This window comes from Synechococcus sp. JA-2-3B'a(2-13) (assembly GCF_000013225.1).
Classification (GTDB): domain Bacteria; phylum Cyanobacteriota; class Cyanobacteriia; order Thermostichales; family Thermostichaceae; genus Thermostichus.
Window position 1 is genome coordinate 1,182,244 of sequence record NC_007776.1, and the last position, 14,645, is coordinate 1,196,888.

10 protein-coding genes, 2 tRNA genes and 1 pseudogene are annotated in these 14,645 nt (G+C 58.8%); 10 read left to right on the forward strand and 3 right to left on the reverse strand.

Features of this window, described 5'->3' with window-relative positions; genetic code table 11:
* The first annotated feature begins 67 nt into the window (after positions 1 to 67).
* From CYB_RS05430 to CYB_RS05440, 3 genes are all read left to right on the forward strand, one after another.
* A complete protein-coding gene (locus CYB_RS05430; RefSeq protein ID WP_011432775.1) occupies positions 68 to 2,443 on the forward strand; it encodes a phosphoketolase family protein in 2,376 nt (791 codons plus the stop codon).
* A 148-nt stretch (positions 2,444 to 2,591) separates the two neighbouring features.
* Positions 2,592 to 3,614, forward strand: coding sequence for a phospho-N-acetylmuramoyl-pentapeptide-transferase (gene mraY / locus CYB_RS05435; RefSeq protein ID WP_011432776.1), 1,023 nt, complete (start codon positions 2,592 to 2,594; stop codon positions 3,612 to 3,614).
* Between the two features lie 295 nt (positions 3,615 to 3,909).
* Positions 3,910 to 6,501 carry a DUF3536 domain-containing protein gene (locus CYB_RS05440; RefSeq protein ID WP_011432777.1) on the forward strand — a complete coding sequence of 864 codons (2,592 nt, stop codon included), beginning with the start codon at positions 3,910 to 3,912 and terminating at the stop codon, positions 6,499 to 6,501.
* A 42-nt stretch (positions 6,502 to 6,543) separates the two neighbouring features.
* Here CYB_RS05440 and CYB_RS05445 read toward each other — a convergent pair.
* A tRNA-Pro gene (locus CYB_RS05445) sits at positions 6,544 to 6,617 on the reverse strand.
* Between the two features lie 143 nt (positions 6,618 to 6,760).
* Between CYB_RS05445 and CYB_RS05450 the strand changes: the two genes are divergently transcribed.
* A complete protein-coding gene (locus CYB_RS05450; RefSeq protein WP_011432778.1) occupies positions 6,761 to 7,216 on the forward strand; it encodes an HHL1-like protein in 456 nt (151 codons plus the stop codon).
* Here CYB_RS05450 and CYB_RS05455 read toward each other — a convergent pair.
* Complete coding sequence (locus tag CYB_RS05455; protein ID WP_011432779.1) at positions 7,213 to 8,124, reverse strand: alpha/beta fold hydrolase; 912 nt, start codon at positions 8,122 to 8,124, stop codon at positions 7,213 to 7,215. The genes CYB_RS05450 and CYB_RS05455 overlap by 4 nt on opposite strands.
* Positions 8,125 to 8,432: 308 nt before the next feature.
* Between CYB_RS05455 and CYB_RS05460 the strand changes: the two genes are divergently transcribed.
* The 3 genes and pseudogenes from CYB_RS05460 to CYB_RS15365 form a co-directional block, all read left to right on the forward strand.
* Positions 8,433 to 9,626 (forward strand): RNA-guided endonuclease InsQ/TnpB family protein, encoded by a 1,194-nt coding sequence (locus CYB_RS05460; protein WP_011432780.1) that lies wholly within the window; start codon positions 8,433 to 8,435, stop codon positions 9,624 to 9,626.
* A 235-nt stretch (positions 9,627 to 9,861) separates the two neighbouring features.
* The gene (locus CYB_RS05465; RefSeq protein ID WP_011432781.1) at positions 9,862 to 11,289 is read left to right on the forward strand and encodes a folate/biopterin family MFS transporter; all 1,428 of its coding nucleotides are present in this window, start codon (positions 9,862 to 9,864) and stop codon (positions 11,287 to 11,289) included.
* A gap of 117 nt (positions 11,290 to 11,406) precedes the next feature.
* Positions 11,407 to 11,697, forward strand: a pseudogene (locus CYB_RS15365) (DUF6679 family protein); the annotation flags it as partial.
* A gap of 316 nt (positions 11,698 to 12,013) precedes the next feature.
* Here CYB_RS15365 and CYB_RS05475 read toward each other — a convergent pair.
* Positions 12,014 to 12,766, reverse strand: a complete 753-nt coding sequence (locus tag CYB_RS05475) for a segregation/condensation protein A (RefSeq protein WP_011432783.1) — start codon at positions 12,764 to 12,766, stop codon at positions 12,014 to 12,016.
* 156 nt (positions 12,767 to 12,922) lie between these two features.
* On the opposite strand from CYB_RS05475, the gene CYB_RS05480 reads away from it, so the two are divergent.
* The 3 genes from CYB_RS05480 (at position 12,923) to CYB_RS05490 (ending at position 14,617) form a co-directional block, all read left to right on the forward strand.
* Positions 12,923 to 12,994 (forward strand) — tRNA-Val (locus CYB_RS05480).
* Between the two features lie 298 nt (positions 12,995 to 13,292).
* A complete protein-coding gene (locus CYB_RS05485; protein ID WP_238376922.1) occupies positions 13,293 to 13,733 on the forward strand; it encodes a hypothetical protein in 441 nt (146 codons plus the stop codon).
* Positions 13,721 to 14,617, forward strand: coding sequence for a sulfatase-like hydrolase/transferase (locus CYB_RS05490; protein ID WP_011432786.1), 897 nt, complete (start codon positions 13,721 to 13,723; stop codon positions 14,615 to 14,617). Before CYB_RS05485 ends, CYB_RS05490 begins: the two co-directional genes overlap by 13 nt.
* Positions 14,618 to 14,645: the final 28 nt, after the last annotated feature.

The following is a 14,645-nucleotide window of genomic DNA, read 5'->3' on the forward strand; positions in this document are numbered from 1 at the left end:
CAAGATCCCCCGGCAATTGGGCAAACCCGGATCACCATAGGAGTAGAGATACCTATGGGGTACAGCTATGGTTCTGGCAGAACAGCTCTCGACAAAACCGCTCACCGCCGACGAGCTTCGCAAAATGGATGCCTACTGGCGGGCCGCCAACTATCTGTCGGTCGGGCAAATCTATTTGATGGACAACCCGCTGCTGCGAGAACCCCTAAAACTGGAACATGTGAAGCCACGCCTGCTGGGGCACTGGGGCACCACACCCGGGTTGAACTTCATCTACGTGCATCTCAACCGCATCATCAAACGGGAAAACCTCAACATCCTCTACATCACCGGCCCCGGCCACGGTGGCCCTGCTCTGGTGGCCAACACCTACTTGGAAGGCACCTACAGCGAGGTGTATCCCAACATCGGCCAAGACGCCGAAGGCATGCGCAAGCTCTTCAAGCAATTCTCCTTCCCCGGCGGCGTGCCCAGCCACGTGGCTCCGGAAACCCCTGGCTCCATCCACGAGGGGGGAGAACTGGGCTATGCCCTGGCCCACGCCTTTGGGGCTGCCTTTGATAACCCCGATCTGCTGGTGGCCTGTGTGGTGGGGGATGGAGAAGCGGAAACCGGCCCCTTGGCCGCTTCCTGGCATTCCAACAAGTTCCTCAACCCCATCCACGACGGAGCAGTGCTGCCGATTCTGCACCTGAACGGCTACAAGATCGCCAATCCCACCGTTTTGGCCCGCCTCAGCCGTGACGAGCTGCAAAGCCTGTTTGTGGGCTACGGCTACAAGCCCTACTTCGTAGAAGGCTGCGAGCCGGCAGAGATGCACCAGTTGATGGCCGCCACTTTGGACACGGTGATCCACGAGATCCAAGAAATCCAGCAGCATGCCCGCAGCAAAGGGGATCCCACTCGTCCCCAATGGCCGATGATCATCCTGCGCACCCCCAAAGGCTGGACCGGCCCCAAAGAGGTGGACGGCAAAAAGGTGGAAGATTTCTGGCGCTCCCACCAAGTGCCCCTGGCGGATCTGGCCAAAAAACCGGAGCACCTCAAGGCTCTGGAGGACTGGATGCGCAGCTACAAGCCGGAAGAACTCTTCGATGAAAATGGCCGTCTGCTGCCGGAGCTGCAAGAGCTGGCCCCCAAAGGGGAAAAACGCATGGGGGCTTTGCCCCACGCCAACGGCGGCCTGCTGACGCGGGAGCTGAAAATGCCGGATTTCCGTCGCTACGCCGTGCCTGTCCCCCGCCCCGGCACCACCGAAGCCGAAGCCACCCGAGTGCTGGGGCAATTTCTGCGGGATGTGATGAAGCTCAACCCCCACAACTTCCGCCTCTTTGGCCCCGATGAAACCGCTTCCAACCGCTTGGATGCTGTGTTTGAGGCCAGCGACCGCACCTGGGTAGCTCCCATCTACGATTGCGACGAGCACCTCTCCCCAGATGGACGGGTGATGGAGATCCTCAGCGAGCACGTCTGTCAGGGCTGGCTAGAAGGCTACCTGTTGACCGGGCGACACGGGTTCTTTTCCTGTTACGAAGCCTTCATCCACCTGGTGGACTCGATGTTCAACCAACACGCCAAATGGTTGAAAACCACCCGGCACATTCCTTGGCGGCGGCCCATTCCTTCCCTCAACTACCTGCTGACTTCCCATGTGTGGCGGCAGGATCACAACGGCTTCAGCCACCAGGATCCCGGCTTTTTGGATCACGTGGTCAACAAAAAGGCCGAAATCATCCGCGTCTACCTGCCCCCGGATACCAATACTTTGCTCTCGGTGGCCGACCACTGTCTGCGCAGTCGCCACTACGTGAACGTGATCGTGGCAGGCAAACAGCCGGCCCTGCAGTACCTGGACATGGATGCGGCCATCAAACACTGCACCCAGGGCTTGGGAATCTGGGAATGGGCCAGCAACGATCAGGGTTCAGAGCCGGATGTGGTGATGGCCTGCTGTGGCGATGTGCCGACGATGGAAACCCTGGCGGCGGTGGACTTTTTGCGGCAGCACCTGCCGGAGATCAAGATCCGGGTGGTGAACGTGGTGAACCTAATGAAGCTGCAGCCGCCCAGCGAACACCCCCACGGCATTAGCGACAAGGAGTTTGTCAGTATCTTCACCCCCGACAAGCCCATCGTGTTTGCCTTCCACGGCTATCCTTGGCTCATCCACCGCCTCACCTACCGCCGTCCCAACCACCACAACCTGCACGTGCGCGGCTACAAGGAGGAAGGCACCACCACCACCCCCTTCGACATGTGCGTTCTCAACCAGGTGGATCGCTTTAACTTGGCCAACGACGTCTTGGAGCGGGTGGATCGCTTCAAGTACCGGCGGGATCACGTCCAGCAGCTTATCCGGGACAAGCTGGTGGAGCACAAGCAGTACATCTGCAAACACGGGGAAGATCTGCCGGAGGTGCGCAACTGGAAGTGGCCCTATTGAAGGGATCCCCACTCAACTAACTTTCGCCTCTGAGCTCTGGCAGGATAGAGTTTTTGAGGGTTTGGAGGTTGAGAGTGTGAGGGGTTCAGAAAGGGTGGATGCGGATACCCTTCCCGATCTGGAGGTGGAAGAAACAGAGTGGGGCGGGATGGCGCTCTCGCTGGGGCTGGGTTTAGCCCTCTCGGCCCTTGTGATCGGGATCCGCCCCCAGGTGGTCGTTCCTTTTGGATTGAGCGCGTTGGGTTCGGCCCTGCTGGGATCCCTGCTCATCCCTGGGTTGCGGCGCTGGAAGGCGGGGCAAGTGATCCGCCAGGAGGGGCCCCAATCCCACCAGAAAAAAGCAGGCACACCCACCATGGGCGGGATCAGCTTTTTGCCCGTGGGGCTACTGGTGGCCGGGATCTGGAGCGGCTGGGATCCCCATTGGCTGGCCGTCGCGCTGCTCACGCTGGCCTACAGCTTTGTCGGCTGGCTGGACGATTGGCTGGTGATCCGACAGCAATCCAACAAGGGGTTGTCTCCCCAACACAAGCTGTTGCTCCAGGTGGGAGTTGCCCTTGGGTTTTGTGTCTACCTGGCCTGGCAGGGGATCCCGACCAGTCTGACCTTGCCGGGGATAGGCACCCTCTCTCTGGGCTGGCTGTTCTGGCCCTTGGCCCTGTTTGTGTTGGTGGGCACCAATAATGCCGTAAACCTCACCGATGGTATGGACGGCTTGGCGGCAGGGGTGGTGGCCATCCTGCTGATTGGGCTGGGGCTCCTTCACAGGGATCCAGAGCTATCGGTGTTGGCTTTCACACTGAGCGGTGCCTGCTTGGGGTTCCTGGTTCACAACCACCACCGGGCGCGGCTGTTCATGGGCGATACCGGATCCCTGGGGTTGGGGGGCGCTCTGGCCGGGTTGGCGCTGCTGGGGGATCAGCTCTGGGCCTTGGCCCTGATGGGGGGCGTGCTGGTGGCCGAGGCGCTGTCGGTGATGCTGCAGGTGGGCTACTTCCAATACACCAAACGCAAAACCGGCACAGGCCAACGGCTGTTGCGCATGTCGCCCTTGCACCACCATCTGGAGCTGGGGGGCTGGTCGGAGGTGCAGGTGGTGGGATCCTTCTACGGGGTAACGGCGCTGCTGGTGGGGCTGGGCTGGGCCTGGTGGCACTGGACCGGAATGTGAGTTCGAGCTGGGGATCCACCGGGATTCCAATGGGGGCCTGACCTCAAACGGGTTGTTCGGCGTGGGAAATGGCCACCGGCAGATCGGCCCCCACCCGCTAAGTCCCGGGATCCCTTCTGTTGTGAGGAAAACGCAAAGATTACTGACCGATGTTTGTTCCCTGTCAAATTTCCAACTGAATCTTTTACATTCACCGTTGCAGATCGGGGATCGCTGTAACGTATGGATATGAACTTAAGTTAACATTGCCTTCCCCTGTAACCCAGTTGGAGGCCTCTAAAAGGAGTGTAATCTCATGATGCCGAGTGGCTCCAAAAATTCCGATAGGCCAGCGGCACAGTCAGGGCACAGCGATTTGGTCTCCGACCCGCCGATGCAAGCGGCTCCTTCTCCGGCAGGTGCTGCTGAGCTTTCCTCTGCGCGGCCGTACGTGGTGTTGCACGGCCATTTCTATCAGCCGCCCCGAGAGGATCCCTGCCTCAACCGCATTCAGCGACAGCCGAGCGCCAGCCCCTTTCACGACTGGAACGAACGCATTTGGGCGGAATGTTACCGCCCCAACGCCTTTGCCCGCGTTCTGGACGACCAAGGACGGGTGGTGCGCATTGTCAACAACTATGAATTCTTGAGCTTTAACTTCGGCCCTACTCTCCTCTCTTGGCTAGAGGAGCATGACATTGAAGTTTACCAACGCATTTTGGCCGGCGACCGTCTCAGCGCTGAGCGGCTGGAGGGTCATGGCAATGCCATCGCCCAAGTCTACAACCACGTCATCCTGCCCCTGGCCAACGAGCGAGACAAGTACACCCAGATCCGCTGGGGAATTGCCGATTTTCAACACCGCTTTGGGCGCCATCCCCAGGGCATGTGGCTGGCCGAAACCGCCATTGATGCAGCAACGGTCACGGCCTTGGTCGAATGTGGGATCCGCTTCGTCATTTTGGCCCCCAGCCAAGCGCAGCGCATTCGCCCCTTGGGACAAACGGAGTGGATCGAAGTTAGCCAAGGCCAGATCGATCCCCGTCGGCCCTACCGCTGCTTTACCCCCGATCGGGAGGGGTACTTGGATATTTTCTTTTTCGATGGCCCCATTTCCCGTGACTTGGGCTTTGGGGATATCGTTTACAGTACTTATTCGCTGGCGGAGCGGATCCGTTCCGCTCTGCGCTCGGACAAAGAGGGGGAAGCCTATCTGATCAACTGTGCCACCGATGGAGAGACTTTTGGCCACCACAAGCGGGGTGTAGAACGCACGCTGGCCTATGCCTTTTGCGAGGAATTTCCCCGCCGGGGCTGGCAGGTGGGCAACTACAGCCATTTTCTCAGCCAACATCCCCCCACTTGGGAGGTGCAACTGAAACCGGTCACCGCCTGGAGCTGCGCCCACGGGGTAGGACGGTGGTCGCGAGACTGTGGCTGCGGAGCGGTGGGAGGGTGGCACCAACGCTGGCGGCAACCGCTGCGGGAGGCCCTCAACTGGCTGCGGGATCAGCTGGCCGAGATCTACGAGACAGAAGCCAGAGCCTACCTGCGGGATCCCTGGCTGGCGCGGGATCGTTACATCGAGGTGATTTTGGATCGGGAGCGCTGTGATGCCTTTTTGCAGGAGCACCAAAGCCACCGCCTCACCGCCGAAGATCGGGTGCAAGTGCTGCGCCTGTTGGAGATGCAGCGCTACAGCCAGTTGATGTTCACCAGTTGTGGCTGGTTTTTCGAGGAGCTATCCCGTCCTGAAGGGGTGCAGATCCTGCGTTACGCGGCACGGGCTATCCAGTTGGCAGCAGCAGTGGCGGATGTCAACCTAGAAGAGGAGTTTTTGCAGCGCCTGAGCAAGGCCCCCAGCAACCTCGACCTCTACAGAGACGGCAAGGGGGTCTATTGCGCCTTGGTGCGCCCCAGCTTGATCAGCCCGCAACGGCTGGTGGCTCAGCACGCCATGTTTTCCCTGTTTAACGGGATCCCCCGTTCCCAAGGATATGTGCTGGATCAGGTGGATCAAGAGCGCCTGAGGATAGGGGGATCGACGCTGGCCATCGGGCGGGTGAAACTCACCTTTCCCACCACCCGCGAAGAGCACGACCTGATCTACGCCATGCTCCATCTCGGCGGTTGGGACTTTCAATGTGGGGTCAAGCCATTTGCCGGGCGGCGCCTCTATGAGCAGATAAAAGTGCGCCTACTGGCCGGATCCCACAGCCGGGTACAGATGATCCTGACTCTGCAAGAGCTGTTTGGGCCAGAGACCTTCGACCTCAACACCCTGAACGACGAAGATCGGCAGCAGATGATGCGCTGGCTCACCCAAGATACCCTAGACCGCCTAGGCCAGCTCTACCGCCAAACCTACCTGGACAATTACGGAGTCTTGATGGCCTTCCGAGCGGATGGCCTGCCGATCCCGGAAGAGTTGTTGGCTGCTGCCCAGATTACCCTCAACCAACGCCTGTTGAGCAGTTTGCGGGCAATGGAAATGGAAGAGGGCAAGCGGGATCATCTGCTGGAATTGCGGGCAATTGTGCGTGAGGCCGAGCAGTTGGGGTGCCAGTTGCGGCGGGAAGAAGCAGCCCGCGTTTTGGATCGGCTCCTACAGCGGGGGATGTGGCACCTTGCCCACGCTTTTGAGCCGGAGACCTTCGGCGAACAGCTCTACAACCTGGAAGAATGGCTGCAATTGGCTGCAGACCTGCGCCTGCCCATCAACTTGGATCGCCTGCAAGAGCTCTATCTGACAGCGCTGGAGCGTCAAATTGGCCCGCGTTGCCCAGCTTGGCCCCAAGAAGACTGCCGAGACATTTCTGCCGAAAACCTGCACCGCCTCTTACAGGTTGGGCAGCGAATTCGGGTCAACGTCAATGCCTGGCTGCGTCACCTACACCCCCAAAATTAAACCCCCAAGATTAAGTTGAGAGCTCAGTGAACTTTAAAGCCATCGGGATGACAGGATTCGAACCTGCGACCCCTTCGTCCCGAACGAAGTGCGCTACCAAGCTGCGCTACATCCCGACTGACAGGCCCCTTTAACCGCCCGCCGAAGCTCAACAAGTATAGCACGCCGGCTACGAACAATGAGGACAAGGGATCCCCAGCAGAGAAGGGGATCCGATCTGCGCTAAGCTGCAAAAATCCCCCCTCTCGTCAGCCCAAGTATGAGTCAGTCTAAGGGTTTCCGCAAATCCAAGCCTGAGAAAAAACCGGCCAGCTCCAACACTGCCAAGCGCAAGGAAGCCGCCAAACGGTACGACGAGCTGAAAGCCAAGGGGATGCCGGAGTTCAACATCTTTGCCCGCCGTCGCCAGCCCGCGCCTGGCCAGCCCAACCCTTGGCTGCCGGTGGGATCCCTAGCAGTGGGGCGTTCCAGCGCCATTCACCAGGCCATTTTCCAAAATGAGGAAGAACTCAAAAAAGCAGCCGTCAGGCTGTTTCCCCGTCTCGGCAAGGTGAAAGATGACCTGGAGTTTGGGTTTCGCCTCAAGGACAAGGACTTTCAGGACGAGCCGATCCAGGTGGCGATCCGTCCCCAGCCTTCACCCCTTCAAGTCTGGATGGCCAAAATCCGAGGTTGGTTGGGCCTCTCCGGCAAAGGAACCTCTAAAAAAGGCTAGACTGCCGCAAAGGCTCTGGGCAGCCAGCTCAAAATCAGAGGGTTGACCACCTCTGGGCGCTCGTCGTGGGGGCAATGGCCTGTATTGGGAATGGGCAAGAACTGGTAGTCGATCCCTTTCACGTGGTTTTGAAAGCCGCGACCCCGTTGAATGGGCGTCCAGGGATCCCCTTCTCCCCAGAGCACCAACAGCGGGCAGCGCACCTGAGGCAATAGGGCTTCGGGAGTCGGGCCGGGGGGAGCGGTAAGAATCGAGGCAAACACCTGCTGAGCGCCCACATCACAGGAAGGGGCATACAGAATCTCCACCAGCTCATCGGTAATGGCGGCGGGGTTACGGTACACCTGCTTGAGAGTTGCGCGGATACGCTGCCGCTGCCGCACCCGATCAAACAAAAATGGCCCCGTCACCGGAGAAGCCGCCAGAGCGGTGAAAACACCCATGAAAAGGCGAAACATCGGGTTGAGCTCATGGGAGCGATGGTTCAATCCCCCGGCGCAGTTGAGCAGCACCGCCCCTGCTGTTAACTGGGGATGCCGGGCAGCCATCATCAAGCTGAGCAAGGCACCGATGGAATTGCCGATAAATACAGCAGGCTGCTGAATGTGCTGCTGCCAAAAATCCACCAGCAACTCCGCCCACAGATCCAAGGTGTAGGGGAGAACAGGCTTGGCCGAGCCGCCAAACCCCAGCAAATCCAGGGCATAGACCCGGTATCCTGCCGCAGCCAGCACGGGGATGTTGTGCCGCCAATGGCCGATGGAAGCCCCAAATCCATGCACCAAGACCAGCGGGGATCCGGATCCCTGCACCACATAGCGAATGGCATGTCCGCGCCAGCTCCAGACTTGGGGAGCAAAAGGAGCAATGGCATCAACCGCAGAACCGGCAGAAGAAGCAGTCAGCACAGCCTGAAAACAGACCCAGTTAAAGATGTAGGCAGAAACTCAGAGCCATCCCTGTTCATCATAGCTTCGGAATGCCTTTGTCTCCCGTCTCTACTGCCCTGCCTGCTGCTGCAGTTGCGGGTTCAGGTGCCGCCGAGGTGGGGTTGGGCCGGTCAACATGGGACGAAAGCATGCTGGACTTCTTGGGATCCCCGCCCTTGGCTGGATGGCATAGCACCCGGGGATCAGCTAGAAATCGCAGGAGCCCCGCACTGTACCCGTAGGGTCGGTGTCGGGAGGAATGCGCTTTGATGAAGTACAATGAACTTATGAGCCAAGTCCTGACCATATCCTGTAAGCTCAAGGTAGCCCAGTCGCAAGCCGCCAAATTGGACGCGACGATGGATGCCTTTGTACAGGCATTGAACTGGGTCAACCAAAACACACCAGAAAAAGTAGTCAACGCAGTCAAACTCCAATCCCTTTGCTACTACGAGATTCGAGCCCGGTTTGGCTTGTCCAGTAACTTGGCTCAACAGGTATGCAGACGGGTAGCGGGTTCCCGCAAAGTGGCTAAGCAGAAAAAGCGTCCCGTCAAGGAGTTTAAGAGCGGCTTTGTTACCTACGACGCCCGTATCTTTTCGTTCCGTCAAAAAGACTGGACGGTGTCGCTGACCACGGTGGAAGGGAGAGAACGCTTTGAACTGGCCATTGGCAACTACCAGCGTGGGATGCTGGCTGGTTCCAACCCCAAATCTGCCACCCTGGTCAAGCGCAAAGATGGCTCCTACTACATCCAGATTTGCGTAGAGAAAAAACCACCCAAGCAACAAGATACCGACAAGGTGATCGGGGTGGACTTGGGGAGGACGGATATTGCCCATACGTCAGAGGGGGACAACTGGAATGGACAGCAGTTGAACCGAGTCCGCGACCACTACTCCAAGCTGAGGGCGGCACTCCAACGCAAAGCCAGTAAGGGCACACGCAGTTCGCGGCGCAGATGCCGTCAACTGCTGCAACGGCTGTCTGGCAAGGAGAGGCGCTTTCAGGCGTGGGTCAATCATCGCATCTCCAAAGCTATTGTCTCTAGGGCAAAGGCGACAAACAGCGCTATTGCCCTGGAAGACCTGACAGGGATCCGGAAAAGAGTCAATCAACAGCCGCGCAGCAAAGCCGAGCGGCGCAGGGCCAACAGTTGGGCGTTCTACCAACTACGTCAATTTCTGGAATACAAGGCGAGGGCTGCAGGGGTTTCTCTGATTCTTGTGCCGCCTGCTTACACGTCGCAGACCTGCCACCGATGTTTGCACATCCATCCTGAGCAGGGCAAGTCCTACCGCAGTGGCAAGTCGTTCAAGTGTGGGCACTGTGGATGGGAAGGAGATGCGGATTTGAATGGTGCGAATGTGATTGCGCTTTTGGGGGCTGTCGTAAACCAGCCTAGAGGTTCGGGCCTGTTTTGTTCTCTGGTAGAGCAGAGCAGGCCCAGGGCTACTGAAAGCCCGCTCCGTACCGCTTAGCGGTCGGAGCCGGGTAGTTTACCTTTCGACCTCATTTCGACCTCATTATTTTGTAGATTTTGTAGCTCGGCTGGGTTGAGCAGAAAGAGCGCTGGGAAGCGCAACCCGTCCAAGGAGGTCGGAGCCGGAAGCCAGTTGGACAGGTTAAGGTGAAGAGACTGTTAAGATTCTTATGGTTTTGCTGTTGCCAAGGCAACACCGCACCAACTAACATCTCGCTACACTGCGACCGCTCATGATTCATCCTCTGCTGCAACGGCTGCACCAATCCACCCTGACCCCGCTGCGGGATATCCACTGGACGCCGGAATTGTTCGGAATCCTCTTGGTGTACTTTGTGCAGGGGGCGGTGGGGCTGGCACGGCTGGCCACCAGCTTTTACCTGAAGGATAGCTTGGGCCTCAGCCCGTCTCAGGTGGCGGCGTTGATGGGCGTTGCCATGAGCCCCTGGATCCTCAAGCCCCTCTACGGCCTGCTGTCGGATACCGTACCGGTGGCGGGCTATCGGCGTCGTCCCTACCTCTTGTTGTCAGGGCTTCTGGGGTGTGGGGCTTGGCTGGGGATGGCCCTGTGGGCACCGACGGCTGGTCTGGCCACCCTGTGGATGGTTTTGGGATCCCTGGCGGTGGCGGTAGGGGATGTAATCGTAGATTCGCTGGTGGTGGAGCGGGTACACGGCAGTGACTGGGCGGGGACGGGCACGCTGCAATCTTTAACTTGGGGAGCAACGGCCTTGGGATCCCTGCTCACCGCCTATTTGGGAGGAGCGCTCTTAGCCCATTATCCGCCGCAGGTGGTGTTTGGCCTGACAGCCTTGTTGCCGTTGTTCATCGCTTTGGCAGCTTGGGTTATTGCCGATCAACCGGTGGCGTTGTCCCAGGGCTGGGATCCCTTGCAACAACAGGTGGGGCAGGTGTGGCGGGCGCTGCGGCAACCCAGCATTTTGCTGCCGGTGCTGTTTGTGTTCGTTTGGCAGGCCACTCCCAGCGCCGATGCGGCTCTTTTTTACTTTGTCACCAACGATCTCGGCTTTGGGCCGGAATTTTTGGGTCAGGTGCGCTTGGTTACCAGCATCGCCAGTTTGCTGGGGGTAGGGATCTTCCAAGTGTACCTGCGGCGGATCCCACTGCGGCCCCTGTTCGGCTGGATGACCGTGATCTCGGCAGGGTTGGGCCTGACCAGCCTTATCTTGGTCTATCACCTCAACCGGGATTGGGGCATCGACGATCATTGGTTTAGCTTGGGGGACAGCCTGGTGCTGACGGTGGCAGGACAAATTGCCTTTATGCCAGTGCTGGTCTTGGCCGCCCGCCTCTGCCCCCCTGGGATCGAGGCCACCCTCTTTGCTCTGCTGATGTCGGCCTTTAATTTGGCGGGGTTTCTCTCCCAAGAGCTGGGATCCCTGCTGATGCATGGGCTGGGGGTAACGGAGACCGATTTCAGCCGGCTGGGGCTGCTGCTGATCCTGACCAACCTTTCCACCCTCTTGCCCCTGCCGTTTTTGGGCTGGCTGCCGGAAGAGAGCATAACCCTTGGCGGAGCAGAACTGGAGGCGGAAGCCCATGCCTCTCTGGAATCCTTTCTGCGGGATGTGCAGGCAGAAGAAGCGGAGACAGCCTTGGCGATGGAAGGGGTCTCTCTGGCCGAAACCGACCCAACCTAAAGAGACTCTGTCTGGCCTCGGGAAAGGCATACAGCCTCGGTGTCCAGCCGCTAAGATGGAGGGATGAGCTGGGTAGCCCCCACAACTCACTCGGATCTTTCACTTCAGGAGGGGACCGTGCTTCATCGTAGGATCTATCAACTCAGCCGCGAAGGCAAGGATGTGTGGATCTATCTGCGGGATCAGGGACGCTGGCTGGAACGGGCCAAGATCCTCGATATCGAAGGGGACACCATCCTAGTTCGCTACGAGACAGAAGATGAGGAGGAGATCTGCTCCTGGGAGGAGATGATTCGCCTGGAAAGCATTGGAGCTGTTGCTCAGCGCCTTTCCACCATTCCCAAGGGGATGCTCAGCACGTCAGATTTGCTCACCTCAGAAGACTGCCCTCCGGCTGAATTGCTGCATCCGCCACTGTTGCCTACCGAAGGAGAAGATCATCCCAGCAGCGAGCGCCTCGTGGAGGATTACTACCTGGATCGGGAGGCTCCTGCCGAGCTGCCGGTGCGCTCCAGTGGGGAAGATCTCAAACGGGCGGATCGTGCCCGGCACGATGCTGAAGGCACGGATTGAGTTCTCCGTTTGCCAGAGCGGCGCAGAAGAGCGCTTGACATCCTCAGGTTCAGACGCCAGCTCAGAAGCCTAGAGGTGGATGGCCCGGCCACGGCCAGAAAAGTTCTCTAGAGTTCACCTTGGCAGATGAAGGGGATCCCAAGGGCGGGATCTACTTTGCCAGGCCCTCAGTTGTGCAGGGTCGGATGGTCAGTGGGCCGTAGAACTCCTCTTGGCACAGCTCCACCTGAGAGCGGGCAGCCATTAGCAGCAATGACCAGAAGACTTGAATGGGGTGAATGGTCCCGCTGCTGCCGTTTTGATAGCTTTTTTGGCAAAAGTGTTGCTGGAGATCGGCAAAGCTGATCTGGGTCAGACCCTGCTGCCAAAGCTGAGCCAGCAGAGATTCTAGCTCGGCGGTGGTTTCCAAAAGGTTTTCCGGGTGGGCTAGCTGAGTGATGGCCGACAGCGCTTGCTGGCGAGAAATCCGTTGGGCCAGCGGCTTTGGGGCAGCTTCGGGCTGGTGTTCCAGCAGGGTTTCCAGCTCTTGCAGGTGGGCGATGAGTTCTTTGAGGGTGATGGGCCGGGTACGTTGAAGACGGGGTGCTGCCCTGGGTTGCAACACGCGATCCAAGTGCGCCAAAGACCAGCTTGGCCAGGGATCCACTTCTACCTCCACCGGGCTGGGCTCACTTTCTTCTGCTTCTGGTTCTGCCAAAGCCATCGCCTTAAGATAGACCAACATGGCAGCGTGGAGCAGGGCTTGTCCCGACTCAGACAGGTCATGGCTGCTGCTGGTGGGAGCCATACGGGCCAGAAAGCGATCGATAACCTCGATGACCTGCACATCCCAGGGATCGATCTCGCCTCGTTCTGCCAAATCAATGAGCAGAGCAATTGCCTCTTCGGTCGGTGAGTAGGCCATAGCACCCCACAGCTCCCTGACCCTTACTGTAGCCCTCAGGCCGGATCCCGGCTATCTCTAGCCATCTCCCATGCCGATCCGAATCCTCTGGCTCAATCGCTGACGTGGTAATATAGAGATCCTGCTCTAGTCGATAGCTGCTAGAGTGGTATCTGCGGGCGGTTAGCACAGTGGTAGCGCACTTCCTTCACACGGAAGGGGTCACAAGTTCGAATCTTGTACCGCCCATACCCGCAAACCTGCTCCTGCAGCGAGCTTCAACAGTCCAAGTCCTTCTCCTGGAGGAGAGATACAGGCGGCTAGAAACGACTTTTTCCGCCCCGGGGTCTCCCTGAAGCGCGCCTTAGGGAGAGGGCTAATGGCTGTTGAGAACAACTCCGCTTGAGCTTCCAGCGTCTTTGCTGCCAGGCCAGTGGAGAAAGGGAAGAATGGTAGCCTAATAAAGGGTAGGGTTGAGGCCATGCAAGAATTTCGTCCCGCTAACGCGATCAGAAACCTTCGCTTCATACTCCTGGGCTTGTGGATCTTGAGCCTGCTCGTTCTCCTCATCCAAAACTGGGGATCCCCGGCAAGGGTTGTGGTGGGTGGGCAATCGGGATCCCCGCTTCCTCTATCGTTGGTGCTATTGGCCTCTTATGGGGCAGGGATGGGGCTGGGATTTTTGTATGTAGGCTCCTGGCGATTGCACGACCGGGTGTTCCAGCGACAGGCCATCCGTAAGTTAACTCAGTTGAGCGACCGAGTTCGCTTTTTGGAAGCCCAGCTGATTCCCCCCGACCACTATTTGCCCCAAGATCTGCCGGAGTACGAGCCGGATCCCCAAGCAGGCCGCTATTCCTATTCCAATATCCCGCCGGAACGCATTCGCGATCCCGCTCCTGAGGACGACGATGCGGCAGCAGCTCCCAACTGGCGGATTGTCCAGCGGCCCTACGCCGACGAGGAGGAGGAAGGATGGGATTCCTAAACTGGTGGAAATCGTCTGCCGCTCCTGCGTCTGAGCCCGACCCCCGCCCTGAACCGCGGGGACAGAACAACTATCTGCTCATCGTCCTAGACAGTTGCCGCTTCGACAGCCTGCTGGCGGCCAACCCCAAGCACTTGCTGAAGTTGGGCCCTCTGGAAAAGCGCTGGAGCTACGCTTCCTGGACGGCCCCTGCCCATTACAACCTGCTCATGGGCCTGCTGCCCCACACCAGCCCCATCCACGTTTTTGCGTCCGAGCACTACAAGCAAGATTATCTGCGCTACAACGAGCGGCTCGGCACCCGGCAACCCATTGAGTTCAAGCATCTGCTGCCTCATCTCTATTTGCCGACGCTGCTGAAGCATCAACTGGGCTACACCACCCACGCCATGGTCTCCATGCCGGTGCTCAACCCCAGCACGCTGCTGAATCGGGATTTCGATTCCTACCGCCTCATGCCCCAGCACAACGATATGGCGGCCATGGTGGAACAGTTGCGCTTCGAGCCGGATCGCCCCAGCTTTTACCTGTTAAACGTGGGCGAAACTCACTATCCCTACGCGCTGCCCGATGAGGATCCCAGCTTGTGGCCCCGCATCTCGGGGGTGAATGGGGTGTTGAAGCGGCTGGATGAAGGAGAAGAGGACGGGATCCCCTTTTTCGATTCGGCCCAGTTGGAAGAGCTACGGCAGCGACAGATCCAGGCGGTGCGCTACCTGGATGGGATCTTTGAACAGCTGTTCGACCTGGTTCCCAAAAACACCTACATCACGGTTACAGCCGATCACGGCGAACTGTTTGGGGAGGGAGGCTACTTCGGCCACGGCCCTATCCACCACGAAAAAGTGCTGGAGGTGCCTTTTATCGAGGGCAAGATTCGCTAGGATGAGGCCCTCACCCCCAGCCCCTCTC

What these genes read in the sequence shown, in the direction of transcription:
- CYB_RS05430 (WP_011432775.1), top strand. Translation starts at nt 68, where the DNA reads ATGGTTCTGGCAGAACAGCTCTCGACAAAACCGCTCACCGCCGACGAG.
- mraY (WP_011432776.1), top strand. Translation starts at nt 2,592, where the DNA reads ATGGCGCTCTCGCTGGGGCTGGGTTTAGCCCTCTCGGCCCTTGTGATC.
- CYB_RS05440 (WP_011432777.1), top strand. Translation starts at nt 3,910, where the DNA reads ATGATGCCGAGTGGCTCCAAAAATTCCGATAGGCCAGCGGCACAGTCA.
- CYB_RS05450 (WP_011432778.1), top strand. Translation starts at nt 6,761, where the DNA reads ATGAGTCAGTCTAAGGGTTTCCGCAAATCCAAGCCTGAGAAAAAACCG.
- CYB_RS05460 (WP_011432780.1), top strand. Translation starts at nt 8,433, where the DNA reads ATGAGCCAAGTCCTGACCATATCCTGTAAGCTCAAGGTAGCCCAGTCG.
- CYB_RS05465 (WP_011432781.1), top strand. Translation starts at nt 9,862, where the DNA reads ATGATTCATCCTCTGCTGCAACGGCTGCACCAATCCACCCTGACCCCG.
- CYB_RS05475 (WP_011432783.1), bottom strand. Translation starts at nt 12,766, where the DNA reads ATGGCCTACTCACCGACCGAAGAGGCAATTGCTCTGCTCATTGATTTG.
- CYB_RS05490 (WP_011432786.1), top strand. Translation starts at nt 13,721, where the DNA reads ATGGGATTCCTAAACTGGTGGAAATCGTCTGCCGCTCCTGCGTCTGAG.